The organism is Acinetobacter sp. AOR14_HL (assembly GCF_027855175.1).
GTDB classification, from domain to species: Bacteria; Pseudomonadota; Gammaproteobacteria; order Pseudomonadales; family Moraxellaceae; genus Acinetobacter; species Acinetobacter calcoaceticus.
This window is the reverse complement of record NZ_JAKTII010000017.1, coordinates 1-17507: the sequence shown is the minus strand read 5'-3', so window position 1 is coordinate 17507 and position 17507 is coordinate 1. Positions and strand designations below refer to the sequence as shown.

Sequence of the window (17507 nt, the reverse complement as noted above, 5' to 3'; positions counted from 1 at the left end):
TTTACTAATATAGGTTTCAATAAAATTGAAAATCCTTAGGATTCAATCTGATGAATTTTTACTTGATATTCTTTCCATTTTTCATTGTTTCTTTTGTTTCCTTTGTTGTTAAATTTTTTGACTACTCAGAAAAACAAAGACAAGCCCCTTATGAGTCAATTGAATTTGAGGTGTTTAAAGAGAAAAAAAGAGGCTTTGGGTGGGCTATTGCTACAACTGTTTTACTAGCTGCGTTTTTAGTCGTCTTTTTTACAAGCTTTAACTTGATTACTTTGGGAGCATTACTAATATTCATTATGATTTGTAGTAATCAGTCATTTGAGCGGTTTCAACGAGCAGATCATTTATCAAAACTAGCTCATGTTAACAACTCATCTTTTTAGTTTTTATTATATTTAATTCACCACCTTAGGGTGGTTTTTTTATGTCTTACTCACTACCACCTCATCGGTGGTTTTTTTATGTCTACAGGAATCACTTATGAGCAATTTTGTTTTTAAGCGTGGTGACACCTTCAACTTGAATTTGCAGTTAGTTGATATGGATGATGCATTGCAATATCCAGCTAATGATGTACGTCGTGCGATCGACTTAACCGGGTATGCATTTACATCTCAAGTTAAAACTTTAGATACCGGTGCGGCAGTGGCTACTTTGACCTGTGCTGCTTTAAGCCAGACGACTCAGAAAGGATGGCTTAACGTGAAATCAGCAGCAAGTACTGCTACATGGCCATTGGGTTTATGTCAGATGGATATTAAGGCGGTTGTTGGTGGTGTTGTTCAACATACTGAAACTTTAGTATTCCAAGTGATTGATGGAGTAACAGCATAATGGCAAATCTTTTATTTAGATTTAGTTGGGATCATCGGCCCTTTGTTTATAACTCTTCTCAAGGTAAGCGGCAGTTTATGTTGCCTTTTGCATCAGGTATTCCAAACTTAACACCAGACTGGACTCAGGTAATTGGGCTAGGCCCAGCGGCAACAAGAGATGTTGGAGTGGATAGCGGTAATGTTGCTGCTTACGGTTCATATGGTTTATCTAACTTGGGATATGGAGGTACTCCTCAATCAGAAACTGAAAATGATATTGATATCGGTTATAAAGCAGGAGGCCAAAGGACTCGTTTTAAGAATGCACCAGGTAGTATTTATACCAATCCTTTCATTGCTGGTTATGCACCATCGATAGTCATTACACGAGGAGGGCTTACTGGAACTGAGTTATTCTTACCGTATTACACCTCAACCCGTGCCAATAACATGGCCGTAATTGCATGGAGTTTTAACCCTGCAACTAGCACTCTAAGTAAAACAGAACAAATCGTTTATACCAGCAAAAATCCGATTGTTTTTACCACAAGTAATAGTGCTACGAGCGGTAAGTTGGTTACTGTAGATACGTCTGGCGAATTAAGTTCAAAAGGCTTTACTGTCGATTCAAACGGGGTTTATAAGGCAGCTTCACCGATTGCAAGACTTTTTGCTGATTCACTTGAACTCAATGAAGATGCTTCAAAACAGCCGATTAGCTTTGAAAAACTAGATATTGGTGACTACCTGATTAAAGACTCGCTGGGTTTTGCTAAAGAAGGCTGGTATATCGAAATGCCTAAGGATGCTAACGGCAATGTAGTTGTAGCAGTGTCTTATGAGCAGCTTGAAGATGGAGACATTTCAGTAAAAACCTACAAGAAAAAGTTCGATATTGAAACTGCTTCAATTGTGCCGGATTTTGATAATCCTATAGATATTCCTGAGAGTCGCTGGATTGATATCCGCTTGCATGAAGAACCTAAGCCAGAACTTGATGAGCCACCAAGTGAAACACCCGTCGAGTTTCAGCCTACCAACTTATCTGAAGCAGTTTCTGCGGCACTAAATGGTATAGAACCGCCTGAATCCTCAAACCCTGATGAAACTCTTTAAAGGACCGCTTAATTAGCGGTTTTTTTACACCCATTTTTTAAACGACCCGCTGATGAAGCGGGTTTTTTTATGCCTAAATTTTGGAGAACTATAAATGAGTTCAGGCGCAAAAATTCGATTATATGCTTGTGAAGAAGCAGTATTGGGAACTACTCCAGCTAATCCAATCTGGTACGCGGTTCGCCGTGTGAGTGACGGATTATCTGAAAACGTTTCAACTGAAGAAAGTAGTGAAGTTGTTGATTCACGATTCCGTCAAGGTGGGGTAGTCACTGAAGCTGAAGTGGCTGGTCAGTTAGAGTTTGAATTATCTGTAGGGACATTTGATCTGTTTTTAAGTGCTCTTGCATTTAATAACTGGGCAGCAAATGCCCTCAGCTTTGGCGGCACCGTACGTAAATCATTTACCCTGGTTAAAGTCTTTGAAGATGTTGGTCAGGTCTTTATTTATCGTGGTATTCAGGTAAATACGGGTGAAATTACCATTCAGACCACAGGAAAGATCACTGGTAACTTTGGCTTGGTTGGTAATTCGTTTACACGCCAGCAAGTCAATCCGGTTACCAATCCAATAGCTGCATCAAGTCGCCCATTGGTCAGTATGCCTAACGTTGAAAACTTGCTAGTGAATGGTCAGTCAATTCAAGGTAAAGCGTGTATGCAGTCACTTACGCTTTCAATCAATAACAACCTTGAAGCGATTCGCTGTATTGGTTCAGGAAAATACACGCCAGAGTTCTATTTAGAGAAGATGATGGATATCGAAGCGAATGCTTCATTCATGTTCTCTGCCACAGCAGCAGGCTGGATCGATGCCATTAAAACCCGTGATGTTTTCACTCTGACTTTTGATATTAAAGACAGTAAAGGAAGTAAATACTCGTTTAACTTCCCGCAGTTAGAAGTTATGGAAGCAAATCATCCAGATGGCGGTGGTGATGACATCATCACTTTAGATATCAACTTTGCTCAAGTGCGGACAGCTCCAACGATTGTGCGTGCACTTGTGTAATTCAAATTAACAAACCTTAAAGCCTATGGAAATCCATGGGCTTTTTTATTTCCAAAATTTTCGAGGTAGGTATGGCTTTAAAAGTCGGAATTGTACGAAGCTCAGAAGTATCTAAATGGTGCACGTTTGAAACAGCAGATGGGCAGGCGGAATTTAAAATTCGAGGGATTGGTTATAAACCCTTTCAAGTTGCGCTAGAGAAGGCAGGGAATCAAATTACATCCAAAGGCTATGATGTAATGGTGAGAGATGAAAACAGCAAGCTCTATCATGAGCTTTTATTAGATGCGGCTGGCGCTCATTTAATCGAAGACTGGAAAGGCGTTGTTTTCGCTGAAGTTGAAGATGAAGCTACAGTCGAAACTGAACAGCCCTATACAGCAGAGAATGCATCTAAGCTACTTAACCTTGGTGATATTGGACTATTGATCTGGTCATTCATTAAAGAGCAGGCGCAAAAAATTCAGGAAGATGCTGATAAGGACAAGGCGAAGATTTTGGGAAAGTCATCGAACTATACAAGTACCAAAAGACCTATGCGTCAAAAACGCCGCACGAAATCGAACAAATCAAGTTCTTAGGTGGACACATTCCGGATCCACCGCAATACTCTTATGCAGCTGACTCAATCCTTGCAGCCTATAGCACAATTATTAGATCCCGGAGATATGAGCAGGGTGTGCCGTTATCTTTAGATCAGCAGGCTATCAATGTATATGCTGAACATAATGATTTGCCTGTTGATGCTCATATTTTTAATGACTGTATCTTTGCTTTAGATAATTTATTTATTGATGAAGCCCATAAGAAGATTTCAACCAAATCCAAGAAGTAAGAAATAGCTATCTTCATGATGGCTATTTTAGTTAATGAATTTTGATATATGGAAATGTATAATGTTGGCGATAATTTATATTGAAAATTAATATGTTAGGAAAACTTTTTTATACATTGGGGTTATCTATTTCTTTAGCGGTTTTAGTTAGCTGTACCAAACAAGTGGAAAATAAGTCACTTCCACCTTCAGTTGAAACGCAATTCATGAGTGCGGATCAACAAATAGGAAAGATGCTCGATGATTTAAATAGTCAAAATCTTCCACTCGATCGGAAGGGGGAGATATTGTGCAACATATATCCTGATGTCTACAAAAAGCAATATATGCCAGCATTACTGAAGCTCTCACCTAATGTATATACAAAGGAAACGCTCTTAAGGGATTATGAGGCTGTGATGAAATTCTATAAAAAAGCTTTTGTCGTTAATTGCGGTTGAAATCATTTATAATTTCATCACTTTTTATACTTTCAAATAAATATTTTAATACTTGGATCAATATGAAAATTCTCTTAAAAGTTTTATTAAGTTTATCGTTTTGTTTTGCGCTTAATGTGTATGCCAGTGATCCTAATAATTTAGTCGAAATAATGCCTCCAAATTTACATTGGAAGCAAATCCCTAAAATTAATATTAGCGATCAGGAACTTCAAGGATATGACAGAGAAGTTGTTGTAGGTTTTTTAGCGAATGAAAAGGGTAAAGTGGTAGATACGACAATCATTAAAAGTAGTGGTATTGAATCTCTAGATAAAAAAAGCTTAAAGGCTATGAAGAATGCTAGCTTTTATCCTTATCAAGAAAATGGTTTTTATGTTGGATTTTATGGTAAGCAGCCATTTAATTTTGATGTTTCTAGAAAGCCAATATTTGAAGTTTTTCCTGAGATTAAGGTGAATAAAGATGATCTTAAAGGGCAAATCAGATATATGAGTATTTATTCAGAAGCAGATGATAATGGCAATATCACAGTTGCAAAGATTCAAAAAAGTACCGGCTTACAAGAATTAGATAATTTTGTTTTAGATGAATTCCGTAAAAAAGCAAAATTCTTTCCTCTGATAATCAATGGTAAATCTTACCCGATTAGTGATACTACAAATTTGACATTAACTAATTTTTTTACCCATCACTATTGAACTATCATTAATTTAAAAACCACCTTTGGGTGGTTTTTCTTTATGTGACAATTAGTAACCACTTTGTTAAAGTTAGTACATTTTATAACAAATGGTGAAGTGCATGAAGAAGATTATTTTATTAGGTATTGTGTTTGGATTGGGATTAACAACTGCTCATGCAAATGAATGTGGTTATGCAGATATAAAAGCAAGTGAATTCTCTTTAACAGATATGTCAAAACAATACGTGCTTAATTCTTTTTTTGTCGACCCTGATAAGGATATTTTTGCTGGAGTTCAACGTAATTTAAAAAATTACGAATCCTTGAAAAATAATAAATTTAAAGTAATTGAAACAGGGATGCTTACTAAAGCCAATGGAAACCGACGACTTCCAACTAGATATTCTGAGTTTCTTATTAATAATAAATCATATGTGCAAGATAGAGCTTTGGTATCAAAGTTATTAACTTCAGACTGTAAAACTTATTATTTAGGTGGAGGAATGTCTTTGCGACCTGAATCTGCACAATTTATGTTTTTAAAAGCCGATGGTAGTAAGGCTGATGAAGGAAGTTACATTGAATTGGTTGGAAGCGCTCTGGAACAGAAGGATACATCTGCATCTGTAGTGTTTGATCGCTTTGAAAAAATAGTTAATATAAAAACTAAAGATTTCAATAATATGTTATTAAGAGGAACATATAACCCAACAACAAAAAAACTTATAACAACTCAATTATATTTGAATACATCATTTATAGGTAAATGGGGCAATATTCAAATTGCCTATGATACCGATGGAAATACTCATGAAGTTGTGAAAATTGATCGAGATGCAGACTGCTCTAATAGGTATATGGACTGTAAATTAAGTGAGATAATTGGTGTATCATTGTCAGAACCATTTCTAAGAAAAAATAAAAATGGCTTTGAGTTAAAACTTAAAGGTCAACAAGATAGGATCATCAAAGTACCTTCCGATATAGTAGTTTCATTCTTAGAGGGATTGGATGCTGCGAAAAAGCAATATTAAGATAGTAAGAAAAGCACCCTAGGGTGCTTTTTAAAATTGGTTTACTACCCAGCTTAGTAAATATATTTAACTTAAATAGAACCCACTCAATGAGTGGGTTTTTTATTGCCTGGAGAAAAGTAAAAATGGCACAAGAATCTCGTCTGGTCATTGTTATTGATTCGCAAAATGCTGAACGTAATGTCAAAGCCTTGGCAGAAGAATTGTCAAAATTTACTGATCGAGGTGATTCCGCTTCTAAATCATCGAAAGATATGGGGAAACAGCTTTCTGTTACTAATAACATTGTTCAAAACTTTAATACCACAGTTAATAATTCCAATACGTCAGTTCAAAAATCAGTTGAAGTGACTAAACAAGCAACTCAACAAAATCATAAATTTGCTCAAGAAATTAAAGCTACAACCAATGAGCTGGATAAACAGGATAAAGCGGCTAACTCATTCGGTACGTCAATTAAAGCTTTGGCTGGATATATGGCAGGCTTGGCTACGGTCAATGCTGCAATTGGTCAAATAGATGTTTATACAGGACTACAAAACCGTTTAAAGCTAGTTACTAAAGACCAGACGGAGTTAAATAAGGCGACTGAAGATACATTCAGGATTGCTCAAAATACTTATTCAGCATGGGATTCTGTTTTACAGGTTTATCAACGATTTAGCGATAATGCTAAAACTTTAAATTTAACCATGGATGATACAGCGCGTTTAACCGAAACGGTTTCAAAAGCTGTGGCGATTAGTGGCGCGAGTGCTTCCGCGGCAGATGCTGCTTTAGTTCAATTCGGGCAGGCCTTAGCGAGTGGTACCTTACGTGGTGAGGAACTGAACTCTGTCATGGAACAAACACCGGCTTTAGCAAAAGCTATTGCTCAGGGTATGGGAATTACTGTAGGTGAGTTACGTACAGTTGCTGCTGAAGGAAAAATAACATCACAAGAAATTGTAAAAGCTCTTAGAAATGTAGAGTCTGATGTAGATGCATTGTTTGGTAAAACTGATATTACGATCAGCCAGTCATTAACTCTTCTTAATAATGAGATTACTAAATTTGTCGGAGAAGCTAGCCAAGGAAGCGGAGCGGCTCAAGTCTTATCTGGTTCAATTAAGGTTCTAGCCGAGAATTTAGAATCAATCTCTTATGTAGCTATTTTGGGAGGCACTGCATTACTTACCAAAGCAATCGCAACACAAGTATCAGCTTTAAATACAAAAGTAGGGTCCTTAGTTGCTGACAATGCTGCATCACAATTACAAAAGCAAAAGGCGATAGAAAGCGCAAAAGCAGCACTGGCTGAAGCTGAAGCGCATTTAGTTAATGTGCGAGCAACAAATGCCGAAACTCAAGCCAAATTTGGAGCAACTGCAGCTAGTGCCAGATATGTACTTGCAGCCAATAATGTTGAGAAAGCAACGAAGGCCGTTACGTTAGCTCAAGGTAAAAGCGCTTCAATGGCAGGTTTATTGAGCGGAGCATGGGGATTGATTGGTGGTCCAATTGGGGCAATCACATTAGGCGTGACTGCTTTGGCTACGACTTACATGTATTTTTCTAATAAATCTGCTGAGGCTACAGCGAAGCTAAAAGAGCAAGCTGAAGCTGCAAAGTTGACCAAGGAAGAAATTAAAGCCCTTAATGATGAACAGCGTAAGGAAAAATTAGGTGATTTAGCAGCGACAATTGAAGATCAAAACAAGGCGTTAGAACGGCAAGAACTGGCGGTCGGGTCGGCATTGATCAATATCCAGAACTATGCGGTGGGCAATGCCAAAGTTGCTGAAATTTCGAATAAGGCTAGACTTGGCACCATTTCATATACAGAGGCGATTGAGCAATTAAAGAGTCAAAAAATTCCTGCGGATTTAATGGATGCATTGCTTAAACAAGTGAATGCCTATGATGAAGCAGCTGAAACTGCTGCCAAGACCAAGCAAACGTATAGCTTATTTGGTTTTGAGGTAATAATTGCAGGCAATAAGGCGGAAAATGCTATTGTTGGCGTTGATAAAAACACCAAGTCCTTAAATGAAAATGAGAGAGCGGCATTAGCAGCAAAAAATGCACAAAAGCAATATGCCGATTCACTGGCAGATCGTAAATTTGAAGCATTAGTTACCAAAGGTTTACTTGCCAAAGGTTACTCACCTGAGCAAGTGAGGCAAATGGTAGAAACTGCAAGCTGGGCGCGGAAAAGCGGAGTAGAAGTTTCTAATGAGTTATATCAGATTGGTTTGCAGACTCTTTCAATAGAGGAACAAAACAAGAATGTAATTGATGCCAAGAATAAAGCATTAAAGGAAACTACGAATGAGCTATCTAAACAGCAAAAACTATCGAAACGTCTAGTAGGTGTATCAGGTAAATCAGGGATTGGCACAGGCCCTCATCTTGATGTTCGTTATGGTGGTTCAATGTCTGGCCAGAAAGTCTCTAATGAACATCTGGCTAGGTTGCAGGCGGGTGGTAAACCATTGTCATCCTACAAGATCAGTTCAAATTATGGTCTACGAAAAGCCCCTACCAAAGGGGCTTCTTCATTTCATAAGGGTATTGATTTCTCAATGCCTGAAGGTACGCCGATCACAACCAATGTCGCTGTGAAAGATATCAAGACAAGATATGACAGCAAAGGTGGTGGTTATGTTAGTGAAGTGATCTTTGAAGATGGTGTAACACTTAAACTTCTTCACCAGTCACCAAGTATGCAAAGCAAGGTTAAAGGTGGGGCGAGTAAAGGGAGTGATAAAGCATCAGGTGACATTCAATCACAACTTGAACGTCAACTAGATGCTCAGCGGTCACTTGAAAATGAAGTGGCCACTGAAGTACAGCGGATCCAGAATAACTTAACGGTTAGATTAGAGGATGTTGATAAAGCAGGCTTTTCACCAGAACGCACTAAAGAAATTAAAGCAGAATTACAACGTCGTGCTGACAATGATATTGCGATCGCCAAGCAAGCAACGAGAAGCAAACTAGAAGACTATAAGGAGTTCCAGAAAACTGAGACTCAACTACTTAAAGAAAATTTTGATCGCAAAAAGTTTAACGCGGCTCATGATATTGAATTAAGTAAATCGGAACAAAAGCAAGCTGTGGAGTTGCTGGAACAGCAATATCAGCAAGAAAACGCGCTTATGAAATTGGCTCAAGAGCAACGATCATTTCAAGCTCGATTATCTTTGCTTTCCGAAACTCAAGCAATGCAGGAACGATATAGACTTGAAAGAGAGGAGATTCTTAAGAATACAAAACTTTCCATAGAAGAGCGTCAAAAACTTATTGCGTTATCTAAAGCTACACAGGACAAAGAGACACGTGACAAAGTTAATAATGCTATTCAAAACTGGGGTGGTATTCAGGCTGATATGAATGGTACCAGTGAGTTCTACAGACAGGATCAGGAACGGTTTAGTCGCCTGGGTGCTGCAAATGACCTAGCTGATAGTCAGTTTGCTGCAGCTGATTTAAATGAGCAAAGCGTTTTAGATGGTCTGAATGCACAGATGGAAGCAGGATTAATTCAGCAGCAAGACTTTGAAAATCAGAAGACTGCAATTATTCAGACAGCTCAAGAGCAAAGAAGTCAAATTTACAATGAATTTGCACAGAACACTAAGGATATTGAAGACAAATATCAACAGGATCGATTGAACACTCAAATTGCTCTTGGTGGGCAAATGATGGGTTCAGTCACCTCAATGTTTGGTTCTATGTTTGGCGAACAATCCAAAGCCTATAAGCTTATGTTTGCGGCGGATAAGGCTTATGCGATCGCTGCAGCCGGTCTTGCTATTCAGCAGAATATTGCAGCAGCTGCGAAAGTTGGTTTTCCTTACAACTTGCCTTTGATTGCTGGAGCAGTTGCTCAAGGTGTCAGTATTATTGCTAACATCCGGGCAATCAAAGATCAGGGCTTCGCTGATGGTGGTTTTACTGGATTTGGTGGCAAATATGATCCTGCCGGTATTGTTCATAAAGGTGAGGTAGTTTGGTCTCAAGAAGACATCAAACGATGGGGTGGTGTTGGCTTGGTTGAAAATATGCGTAAGAGCTCAGGTCCAGAAGCATTTATCAATAACCACGCCCTGAATAACTCTTCAACTGAGAATGTATTCAATCGTTCTTTCCTCAGTTCTAAAGCATTTAATGATAATCAAAATATCTCGAATATCTTTAACCAACCTACTCGAGAGAATCAGATTATCGTTAATGCTCACAAGCAAAGCAAAGAAGCGCCGTTAAGATCGGGTGATATTCAAAGCATTACTAACCAGTATGCTGGGAATAACTCAAGCTTTAGCAGAGCACTTGATAATTCGATTCAAAGCAGTACCTCTTTTGAAAGTGTTATGAATCGGGCTAATCAAAGTTCACAGGCATTTAACCAAAGTAGAGATATTTCGAACATCTGTAATCAGTCTTATCAAGATGATCAGATTATCTATAAGGGCAATGGCAGCGTGCCTACTGCAGCAACTTCAACAGGTTCTGATCTATTCCACGACGGAAAAGTTTACTTCTCTTCAAATGGTTTAGTTCAGGATCGATCAAATCTTGATGAGGTGCAGGACTTTACTTCTGGGCAATCTCCACGCCCACAAGCTGAGTTTATACCTTCTTTTGGGCAATCTTCTCCAACTATCAATTTCAAGATTGAGGTAGTGAACCAAGTCAGTGGTGCAACGGTTGAGGCTGAACAACTGGATGAGAAAACTGTCCGGATCATTGTAAGGGAAGAACTTGATAAGCAACTTCCAAAAGCGGTACCAAGATTAGTTAGTGAGGATATTAAAAATCCAAACTCTCTAATCAGCCGCTCTTTGACTGAGAATACAACCGCAAGACGCAATCGATAATTAACAGAACCACCTTCCGAGGTGGTTTTTTATTGCTTTAAGGAAAGTTATGTACAAGTTAAAGCTAAATCCTCAAACAAATGGCTATGGCGTAACACCGGGTGATGATGTTAAGCGCCAGCAGATGGATGGAGGGCGTGGACGCTATTACATCGATGTGAAACGTAATAGCCACATTGTCGATGTGAACTGGAATTTAAGTAAAACCGATTTCAATAAAATGATGGCTTTCTGGCGTGTATACCAAAGCAAGCCAGCTTCATTTTATGCGGATCTCGTCATTGACCAAGGAGCGCGCCAGCAATACCAATGCAACTTCATTCCCAACTCATTCAAGACTAATGAGGTGAATGGAAATCTTTACAGAGTAACTGCTCAGATTGAGGTTGTTCAGAACCAGCCGAACCTTACAGCTGATGCAGCATTGATTAAAGATTGGGAGGTCTAATGGATAACGAATATGCCAAGTTCTTTCTCAATCGTAAAGTCGATATCTATCAACTGGAGTGTATTGAGCTATCACACCCATCATTTCTAAATACTTATCGTGTTGTTCGTAATGATGATCGAGGTGTCTATGTACAGCACAAAGAAGGGTCAGGCCAGTTCTATTATGAATATTTGCCTTTAACTATTCAAAGATCTGGAATGCTGGGTGATCTGGACCAGACTTTAACTGTCTCAGTTTCAGGTCTTGGCGATATATTGCCGGATGAGTTTGAGCGAGTGCTGGAAGGCCAATTTGCAGATGTAAAACCTACTGTGAATTATCGGCTCTACAGTTCAGATAATTTGAATACACCAATTCATTATTTGCTTGGCCTTCAACTTGCAGGTGTTTCAATGAACCATAAAGCTGTGACATTTAAGGCTGAATCACCTCGTTTAAATACTTCCAAAACTGGTGACATTTTCTCACTGGATCGGTTTAGTGGACTGAAGGGGGCTGTATGAAAAGTCATGATCATTTACTTGATAAGCAATACGACGAAGAGCACTACAACTGTGTTCACTTTGCACATGAAGCCGCTTTAGATCTATATGGAGTAGACCGGAGCGAAGCTTTAGATTTGTTCATGCAACCTAAAGGCCATATCGAATTTAAAGTCTCACGATTAAAACTCTTAAATCCGCTGCCCATGCCCAAGGAGGGATGCATAGTCGCATTCCATCCAAGACAAAGAAATAAGCCCCCGCATGTGGGGCTTTTTCGTTTAGGGCGTGTACTACATTTAATGGAGAGTGGAGTCACTTATTTAGCTGAAGACGTCATTAAAGCAATGGGGTTTAGTCGGGTCAGTTACTATGATTAAGATTATTTATAAACAGGATCCTTTGTCTGAAGAGAAGATAATTGAGCAAGCCGAAACTATCGGGCAATGGCTTACTTCAAAATATGAATACTTGCCTGAGCATGTCCGTATTTTTCACACTTCAAGCAATATGGATCATGCGGAGATCTCTTTTGCCAATGAAATTACACCTAAGAATGCTCACGACTTAAAGCAGCTTGATTTCTTGCCGGGTACTTTCATTGTGATTGAAAATCCGAAAGGTATGCCTGCGCTTATTGCCGCTATCGTTTCTATTGTTTTAAGTGTGGCGATTGCATTTTTAATGCCCGCGCCGTCAATTGCCCAAACCACTCAGAATAACAACCAATCCTCATCAGCAAATAACGAACTTTCAAACCGCGAAAACAAAATGCGAGTGAATGGACGTATTGCTGATATTTATGGTGCAGCTTGGGATACGCCTGATTTAATTGCAGTTCCTTATAAGGTCTATGAGAACAACGTCGAAGTCGAACATCTTGTTGGCTGTATTGGGCGTGGTCACTATCACATCAAAGGCGCTTACGATGGTGAAACCAATATTGTTGATATTGCAGGTGCGTCGGTAGAGGTCTTTCGACCAGGTGTCGATATTGTTTCTGGACAGCCTTATTTTTCGCTCGGTAGCGAAATTACTACGCCGCCTTTAACTGTCCAGCACCAAAACTCGGTGAATGGTCAGATCTTGCGACCAGCTGACACTCAAAGTCTGGAAGGCACCAATTATCTTCAATTTGCTTATCCAAATGAGATCCTTCGAGCAGCTGCTAACAATACCGATTTAACAACTAAGTTTGTCAGCAATGACCGAGTTGAAATCAGTAATGCTTCTTTTACTTATAACGGGCAAACATACGATTTAAACGGTACTTATAGCGTTTTATCCGTTGCTGATGACCGAATGGCCTTATCAAATCCAGCAGCAGTAAATCCGAACTGGCTAAAGCTAAAAGAACTATCAAATCAGCAAACTGGTGCTTTATCCCCAAAGCTGTCATCCATTGGCGAGAAATGGATTGGTCCATTCATTCTGGATAATATTGAACGTAGTCGCGTCATCTTTAATTTTGTGGCGAATAATGGACTTTATACAGTCTCTTCAGGAGGTAATCAGGCGGCTGTTAATGTCATGATTGAAGTTGAAGTAACTCCAGTTAATGAGTCTGGCGCAGCTATTGGTAATCCAATGCTTAAGCAGATTATTCTCAAAGGTTCAGCTAAGTCACGGCAAACGGTTGGCGCAACGCTGGATATGGTCACATTTCAAGGGCGCTGTAGCGTACGTGCTCGACGTTTAACTCCAACTCCAGCAGTGACGACTGTAGTTGATGAAGTGAAGTGGCAAGCGCTATACGGTGCATTTCCGTTGCAAAGCACGATGTATGAACATGAAACGGTCTTCCGTGCACGCACATATGCAACGACTGGAGCTTTATCTGTTAAATCGCGCAAGATCAATTTTGATCTTCAGCGGATGTTGCCTACTTATAAAAATGGAGCAATGACGACAGAGTTGTTTCCAACTTCAAGCTTTGCAGATGCTTTGGTCTCAATGGCGCTCGATGACAAGATTGGCCGCCGTATGATCGACGAGATTGATATTGAAAACATCTATCGTACTTATAACGATATTGTCGATTACTTCGGTACACCTTTAGCAGCCGAGTTCTGTACGACGATTGATGATACGAATCTTTCATTTGAAGAACTGGTTACCAATCTTTGTGATGCAGTGTTTTGTACAGCTTATCGTCAGAGCAACAAGCTAAAGATCTACTTTGAGCGACCAACTGATAATTCGGTATTACTGTTTAACTTCAGGAATATCATTCCAGATAGTTATAAGCATGATCTAACGCTAGGCATGATGGATGACTATGATGGCTTGGTCTATGAATATACGGATCCGGCCGATGATAGCCGTATCAATATTTATTTGCCGGATAAGGGAGCCAAGAACCCTAAAGAAGTTAAATCTGTTGGTGTGCGCAATAAATGGCAAGCCCGTTTTAATGCGTACCGGCTTTGGAATAAGCTCCGCTTTCAGCGCAAATCCATTACCTTTGATGCAGCGCCAGAATCGGAATTACTGGTTTTACGTGACCGTATTGCTGTAGCTGATTATCGAAATGGCATCCATCAAAGTGGTGATGTGGTGAAACAAGAGGGCTTAATTCTCACTCTAAGCCATGATGTTGATTTCATAGCAGGCAAAAGTTACGTGATTTATTTGCAAATGGGTGATGGTACCGTTGATCTACTTCCTATTACTGCTGGATCTGCTAAGAACAAAGTAGTTTTAGGACGGTTGCCAAATGGCGCTTTAAAGCTGAGTTCCGATGATTTTGTGAATACGATCTATACAGTTGTTAATGACGATACAAAAGACTCATTACCTTACTTGGTCGCTAAAAAAGATCCGGTTGATAAGTTTTCAAATACCGTTACAGCAGTAAATTACGATGTTCGGTATTACCTCAACGATAAAGACTTTATTGATGTACCAATTGATAATTCTCCGATTTACATCCGTTATGACCAGCTAGATATTAATCTTGCACGGCTATATCAGATGCAAAGAGGTGACTTGCCAACCTCGGGAGAAATTAGCTTTATTGTTGAAGCCGGTGCTTTGGTTTCGAGTTCTAGTTCACTTCGGCCAGAAACACGAATGGTTTATAAGTTTGACCATAACTCAAGTCCAGCAAAACAGGAGTTCATTGTTCCAGCTGCTCCTGAATTTCCTGCGATTGATACAGGAGAGTTTCCTCCTGGTCTTACCGTAAATCTTACGATTAAAGGTTCAGTGGTTGGGCGTGGAGGGGATGGCGGTTTGCCCCATCTTGCATTTGGTGCACGCTCAAGTGATCCGGATTATAACTTTGCCAAAACTCGCCGTGATGGGTTTCAAGGCGCACCCGGTTTAATGAATCGGCACAGTAAATTGAATCTGATTATTGACGGAGGAACTTTAGCTCGAGGTGGCTCTGGAGGCGGGGCTACACCAAGTGGTATCTACACAGAACTTGGCTATGGAGTGCAGGGTGTTCCTGGTGGAGCTGGTGCTCCGTTTGGAAGAGTCATGACAGGGCAACCAATTTACAATGATACTCAGGATTGGCGCTGGTACTTTACTGGCTATTTTATGGTGGTTAAGGTTACGGATGCTGAAGCTTCAGTAACTGGTAAAGGTTACCGAACTCAAAATGACCGCTATGGATCACCGTTATCAGGTGATGGTGGTGGCTGGGGCCAACGTGGTACCAAATCCACAAATGATGGAACATGGAACTGGAATTACCATGGAACAACTGAAGGCCAACCCGGAGCAGGTGGTACTGCAATTGTCGGGGTTGCACCACTCACAACAAAATTGATTAATGGAGGGAGAATCCTACAAACCCTTTAATACTTTGAAAGAACTTAGAGCACCCATTTCGGGTGCTTTTTTATGATTGGCCCAATGATGGATTGGACAACGAACAACTACCGCTTTCTAGCGGTTTTTCTATTTCTGGAGAAATAAATGGAACCAGTTTCCACTAGTGGTGTAACAGCAATTTTAAAATTTTATGGTGCAGCAATTATGGTGACTTTAGCGGTCGCGTTAGTTGCAGCAGTAGTATTGATGACACGTATGCCGCGCTCACCTCAAGAATGGGCCGTTGGGCTCATTTGTACAGTCGTATCAAGTTTAGCCGGTGGCTCATTCATTATCGTGAAGTGGGGGCTTCATGAATGGGTTACTGATGTTTGGGGAATGATTGCCTTAGGGGGCTTCTTCTTCATATGCGGTATTCCCGGCTGGGCTTTAGTCCGTTGGATTTTTAACTTTATTGATAAACAGGAAGGCAAGACGATTGTTGAAGTAATCAAAGAAGTTAAAAAAGCCAAAGATGATATTCAAAATAGTTAACTGCCTTCGGGCGGCATTATTAAATAGCTTAATTATATTTCTGTCATCTGTCGGAATTAGTCAAATTATTTAAAGACTTGTTTATACTAAATGTTCAAAATAAAAATAGGATAACGCCGTGAAAAAGATAATTTTAGCAACAGTAATGGGTTTTAGTGGAATAAGTAGTGCTTTTGCTGAGTGTACTTATAGCTTTGATGCAACTTTACAGGACTTAAAAGCTTATGAAGCTGCGAAAGGAGGAGGCTCTGTCAATAATCGCTATATTGAGCAAGTTGCTAATATTAATATCACTAATCAATCTGGTTACGACCTCATAAAATACTATTCAAATAAATATGTTGAATTATACTTAGCTTCCAAAAAATATGCTCAATTTAAAACACAGTATGTTTTTGATACTCCAGATAATGTTCCTTTAATTGATAAGACTGTTGCTACATCAGATATCTTTGTTCAGGAATTTATTTTTGATGTGAATAACATAAATATTAATCTTGGTTCCAGCTCCCAGATGTACGATTATGGTTTTTTTCTCACAGGATCTTCTCAAAATAGAGCAGAATTCACTTTAAATGTGGTCTTTAGTAAAGGTAATAATTATTCTGGGGTAATGCAGGGGCACTCTATTAATTTAGTAGGGTTAAGTTATAAATCTGATGGTAAAGGTATGTTAGAACCTTTTAGCTTAGCTAGAACAACTAATCCAGTAGATGTACCTGCTGATGGAAAAGTAAGAGTTGGTATTTATGTTAATCAGAATACTAAACAATTTGGATATATTATTAATGGAATGAATTATGGTTATACAAATCTCACTATGGAAAATAAATTAAAGTATATAAGCTATACAGGTGTAATCAATCAAGACAAATTCGCTAACTCTGCTCTGACTGGAAAAACGGTTGGTCTTCAATTGGTAACCGATAAGTCAAAAATGCAGTTTACTTATCCTACTGGAGCTAAGGATATTTGTGGGGTAGCTTTGTAAAAAGCAAATTGAATTAACTAATTTTTCTCAACAGCCACCTTCGGGTGGTTCTATTTTATAAAAGAGTAGTTTTGGTGATTTAATTAATTCTTATTAAGTGTTTGAAAATATTGTATTAATTTTTATTAATGGTTAAAATCTTCGTCACTTTTAATAATATTAATTTTATTAAAGTTTCATATAAATATTTGATTAATATAAGGGTGTTTTAAATGTTGAGATGGCTTATCTTTCTTGTTATTCCTATCATGCTTCCAGGTTCTTTATACCCTCTATTGATTGAGTTAACTAAAGTATTTAATGACATAGCTCAAAGAGTTGTTGCCCTTATAATTATGTATATTGTAGCCGCTTTTATTGCTGCGACAGTAGCTTATGAAAATAATCCATATGATAATAAATTGAAACCTGTCATTGTAGTGTTATCAATTGGAGCATTATTATTTTTTATTTCTTCCAAAACTTTA

The 17507-nt window shown here is 38.9% G+C and carries 17 protein-coding genes; all 17 read left to right on the top strand.

Annotated elements, in window-relative coordinates:
- Window positions 1-50: 50 nt before the first annotated feature.
- A complete protein-coding gene (locus MKL38_RS15990; protein ID WP_270903750.1) occupies window positions 51-383 on the top strand; it encodes a hypothetical protein in 333 nt (110 codons plus the stop codon).
- A gap of 97 nt (window positions 384-480) precedes the next feature.
- Window positions 481-834, top strand: coding sequence for a hypothetical protein (locus MKL38_RS15985; protein ID WP_270903749.1), 354 nt, complete (start codon window positions 481-483; stop codon window positions 832-834).
- A complete protein-coding gene (locus MKL38_RS15980) occupies window positions 834-1931 on the top strand; it encodes a phage tail fiber protein (RefSeq protein ID WP_270903748.1) in 1098 nt (365 codons plus the stop codon). The genes MKL38_RS15985 and MKL38_RS15980 overlap by 1 nt, the downstream gene beginning before the upstream one ends.
- Window positions 1932-2025: 94 nt before the next feature.
- Window positions 2026-2943 carry a phage tail tube protein gene (locus MKL38_RS15975; protein ID WP_270903747.1) on the top strand — a complete coding sequence of 306 codons (918 nt, stop codon included), beginning with the start codon at window positions 2026-2028 and terminating at the stop codon, window positions 2941-2943.
- A gap of 71 nt (window positions 2944-3014) precedes the next feature.
- Entirely contained in the window at window positions 3015-3524 is a 510-nt protein-coding gene (locus tag MKL38_RS15970) for a hypothetical protein (protein WP_270903746.1), read from the top strand.
- Between the two features lie 98 nt (window positions 3525-3622).
- Window positions 3623-3778 carry a hypothetical protein gene (locus tag MKL38_RS15965; RefSeq protein WP_270903745.1) on the top strand — a complete coding sequence of 52 codons (156 nt, stop codon included), beginning with the start codon at window positions 3623-3625 and terminating at the stop codon, window positions 3776-3778.
- Window positions 3779-3870: 92 nt separating this feature from the next.
- Window positions 3871-4218, top strand: a complete 348-nt coding sequence (locus tag MKL38_RS15960; RefSeq protein ID WP_270903744.1) for a hypothetical protein — start codon at window positions 3871-3873, stop codon at window positions 4216-4218.
- 62 nt (window positions 4219-4280) lie between these two features.
- Entirely contained in the window at window positions 4281-4919 is a 639-nt protein-coding gene (locus MKL38_RS15955; protein ID WP_270903743.1) for a TonB family protein, read from the top strand.
- 103 nt (window positions 4920-5022) lie between these two features.
- A complete protein-coding gene (locus tag MKL38_RS15950) occupies window positions 5023-5937 on the top strand; it encodes a hypothetical protein (RefSeq protein WP_270903742.1) in 915 nt (304 codons plus the stop codon).
- Window positions 5938-6062: 125 nt separating this feature from the next.
- Window positions 6063-10799, top strand: a complete 4737-nt coding sequence (locus MKL38_RS15945) for a tape measure protein (RefSeq protein WP_270903741.1) — start codon at window positions 6063-6065, stop codon at window positions 10797-10799.
- A gap of 49 nt (window positions 10800-10848) precedes the next feature.
- Entirely contained in the window at window positions 10849-11247 is a 399-nt protein-coding gene (locus MKL38_RS15940; RefSeq protein ID WP_092705757.1) for a hypothetical protein, read from the top strand.
- Window positions 11247-11753 (top strand): DUF1833 family protein, encoded by a 507-nt coding sequence (locus MKL38_RS15935; RefSeq protein ID WP_032063835.1) that lies wholly within the window; start codon window positions 11247-11249, stop codon window positions 11751-11753. The genes MKL38_RS15940 and MKL38_RS15935 overlap by 1 nt, the downstream gene beginning before the upstream one ends.
- A complete protein-coding gene (locus MKL38_RS15930; protein WP_270903740.1) occupies window positions 11750-12112 on the top strand; it encodes a hypothetical protein in 363 nt (120 codons plus the stop codon). Before MKL38_RS15935 ends, MKL38_RS15930 begins: the two co-directional genes overlap by 4 nt.
- Entirely contained in the window at window positions 12105-15542 is a 3438-nt protein-coding gene (locus MKL38_RS15925) for a host specificity factor TipJ family phage tail protein (protein WP_270903739.1), read from the top strand. Before MKL38_RS15930 ends, MKL38_RS15925 begins: the two co-directional genes overlap by 8 nt.
- Before the next feature lie 117 nt (window positions 15543-15659).
- Complete coding sequence (locus MKL38_RS15920; RefSeq protein WP_199943005.1) at window positions 15660-16049, top strand: hypothetical protein; 390 nt, start codon at window positions 15660-15662, stop codon at window positions 16047-16049.
- Between the two features lie 118 nt (window positions 16050-16167).
- Entirely contained in the window at window positions 16168-17040 is an 873-nt protein-coding gene (locus MKL38_RS15915) for a DUF4882 family protein (protein ID WP_270903738.1), read from the top strand.
- A 212-nt stretch (window positions 17041-17252) separates the two neighbouring features.
- Window positions 17253-17507 (top strand): hypothetical protein (locus tag MKL38_RS15910; protein WP_270903737.1); only part of this gene is annotated, 255 nt, incomplete at its 3' end.

Bases quoted from the DNA above. Each gene is read 5' to 3' on its own strand.
- MKL38_RS15990 (WP_270903750.1), top strand. From the start codon at position 51: ATGAATTTTTACTTGATATTCTTTCCATTTTTCATTGTTTCTTTTGTT.
- MKL38_RS15985 (WP_270903749.1), top strand. From the start codon at position 481: ATGAGCAATTTTGTTTTTAAGCGTGGTGACACCTTCAACTTGAATTTG.
- MKL38_RS15980 (WP_270903748.1), top strand. From the start codon at position 834: ATGGCAAATCTTTTATTTAGATTTAGTTGGGATCATCGGCCCTTTGTT.
- MKL38_RS15975 (WP_270903747.1), top strand. From the start codon at position 2,026: ATGAGTTCAGGCGCAAAAATTCGATTATATGCTTGTGAAGAAGCAGTA.
- MKL38_RS15970 (WP_270903746.1), top strand. From the start codon at position 3,015: ATGGCTTTAAAAGTCGGAATTGTACGAAGCTCAGAAGTATCTAAATGG.
- MKL38_RS15960 (WP_270903744.1), top strand. From the start codon at position 3,871: ATGTTAGGAAAACTTTTTTATACATTGGGGTTATCTATTTCTTTAGCG.
- MKL38_RS15955 (WP_270903743.1), top strand. From the start codon at position 4,281: ATGAAAATTCTCTTAAAAGTTTTATTAAGTTTATCGTTTTGTTTTGCG.
- MKL38_RS15950 (WP_270903742.1), top strand. From the start codon at position 5,023: ATGAAGAAGATTATTTTATTAGGTATTGTGTTTGGATTGGGATTAACA.
- MKL38_RS15945 (WP_270903741.1), top strand. From the start codon at position 6,063: ATGGCACAAGAATCTCGTCTGGTCATTGTTATTGATTCGCAAAATGCT.
- MKL38_RS15940 (WP_092705757.1), top strand. From the start codon at position 10,849: ATGTACAAGTTAAAGCTAAATCCTCAAACAAATGGCTATGGCGTAACA.
- MKL38_RS15935 (WP_032063835.1), top strand. From the start codon at position 11,247: ATGGATAACGAATATGCCAAGTTCTTTCTCAATCGTAAAGTCGATATC.
- MKL38_RS15930 (WP_270903740.1), top strand. From the start codon at position 11,750: ATGAAAAGTCATGATCATTTACTTGATAAGCAATACGACGAAGAGCAC.
- MKL38_RS15925 (WP_270903739.1), top strand. From the start codon at position 12,105: ATGATTAAGATTATTTATAAACAGGATCCTTTGTCTGAAGAGAAGATA.
- MKL38_RS15920 (WP_199943005.1), top strand. From the start codon at position 15,660: ATGGAACCAGTTTCCACTAGTGGTGTAACAGCAATTTTAAAATTTTAT.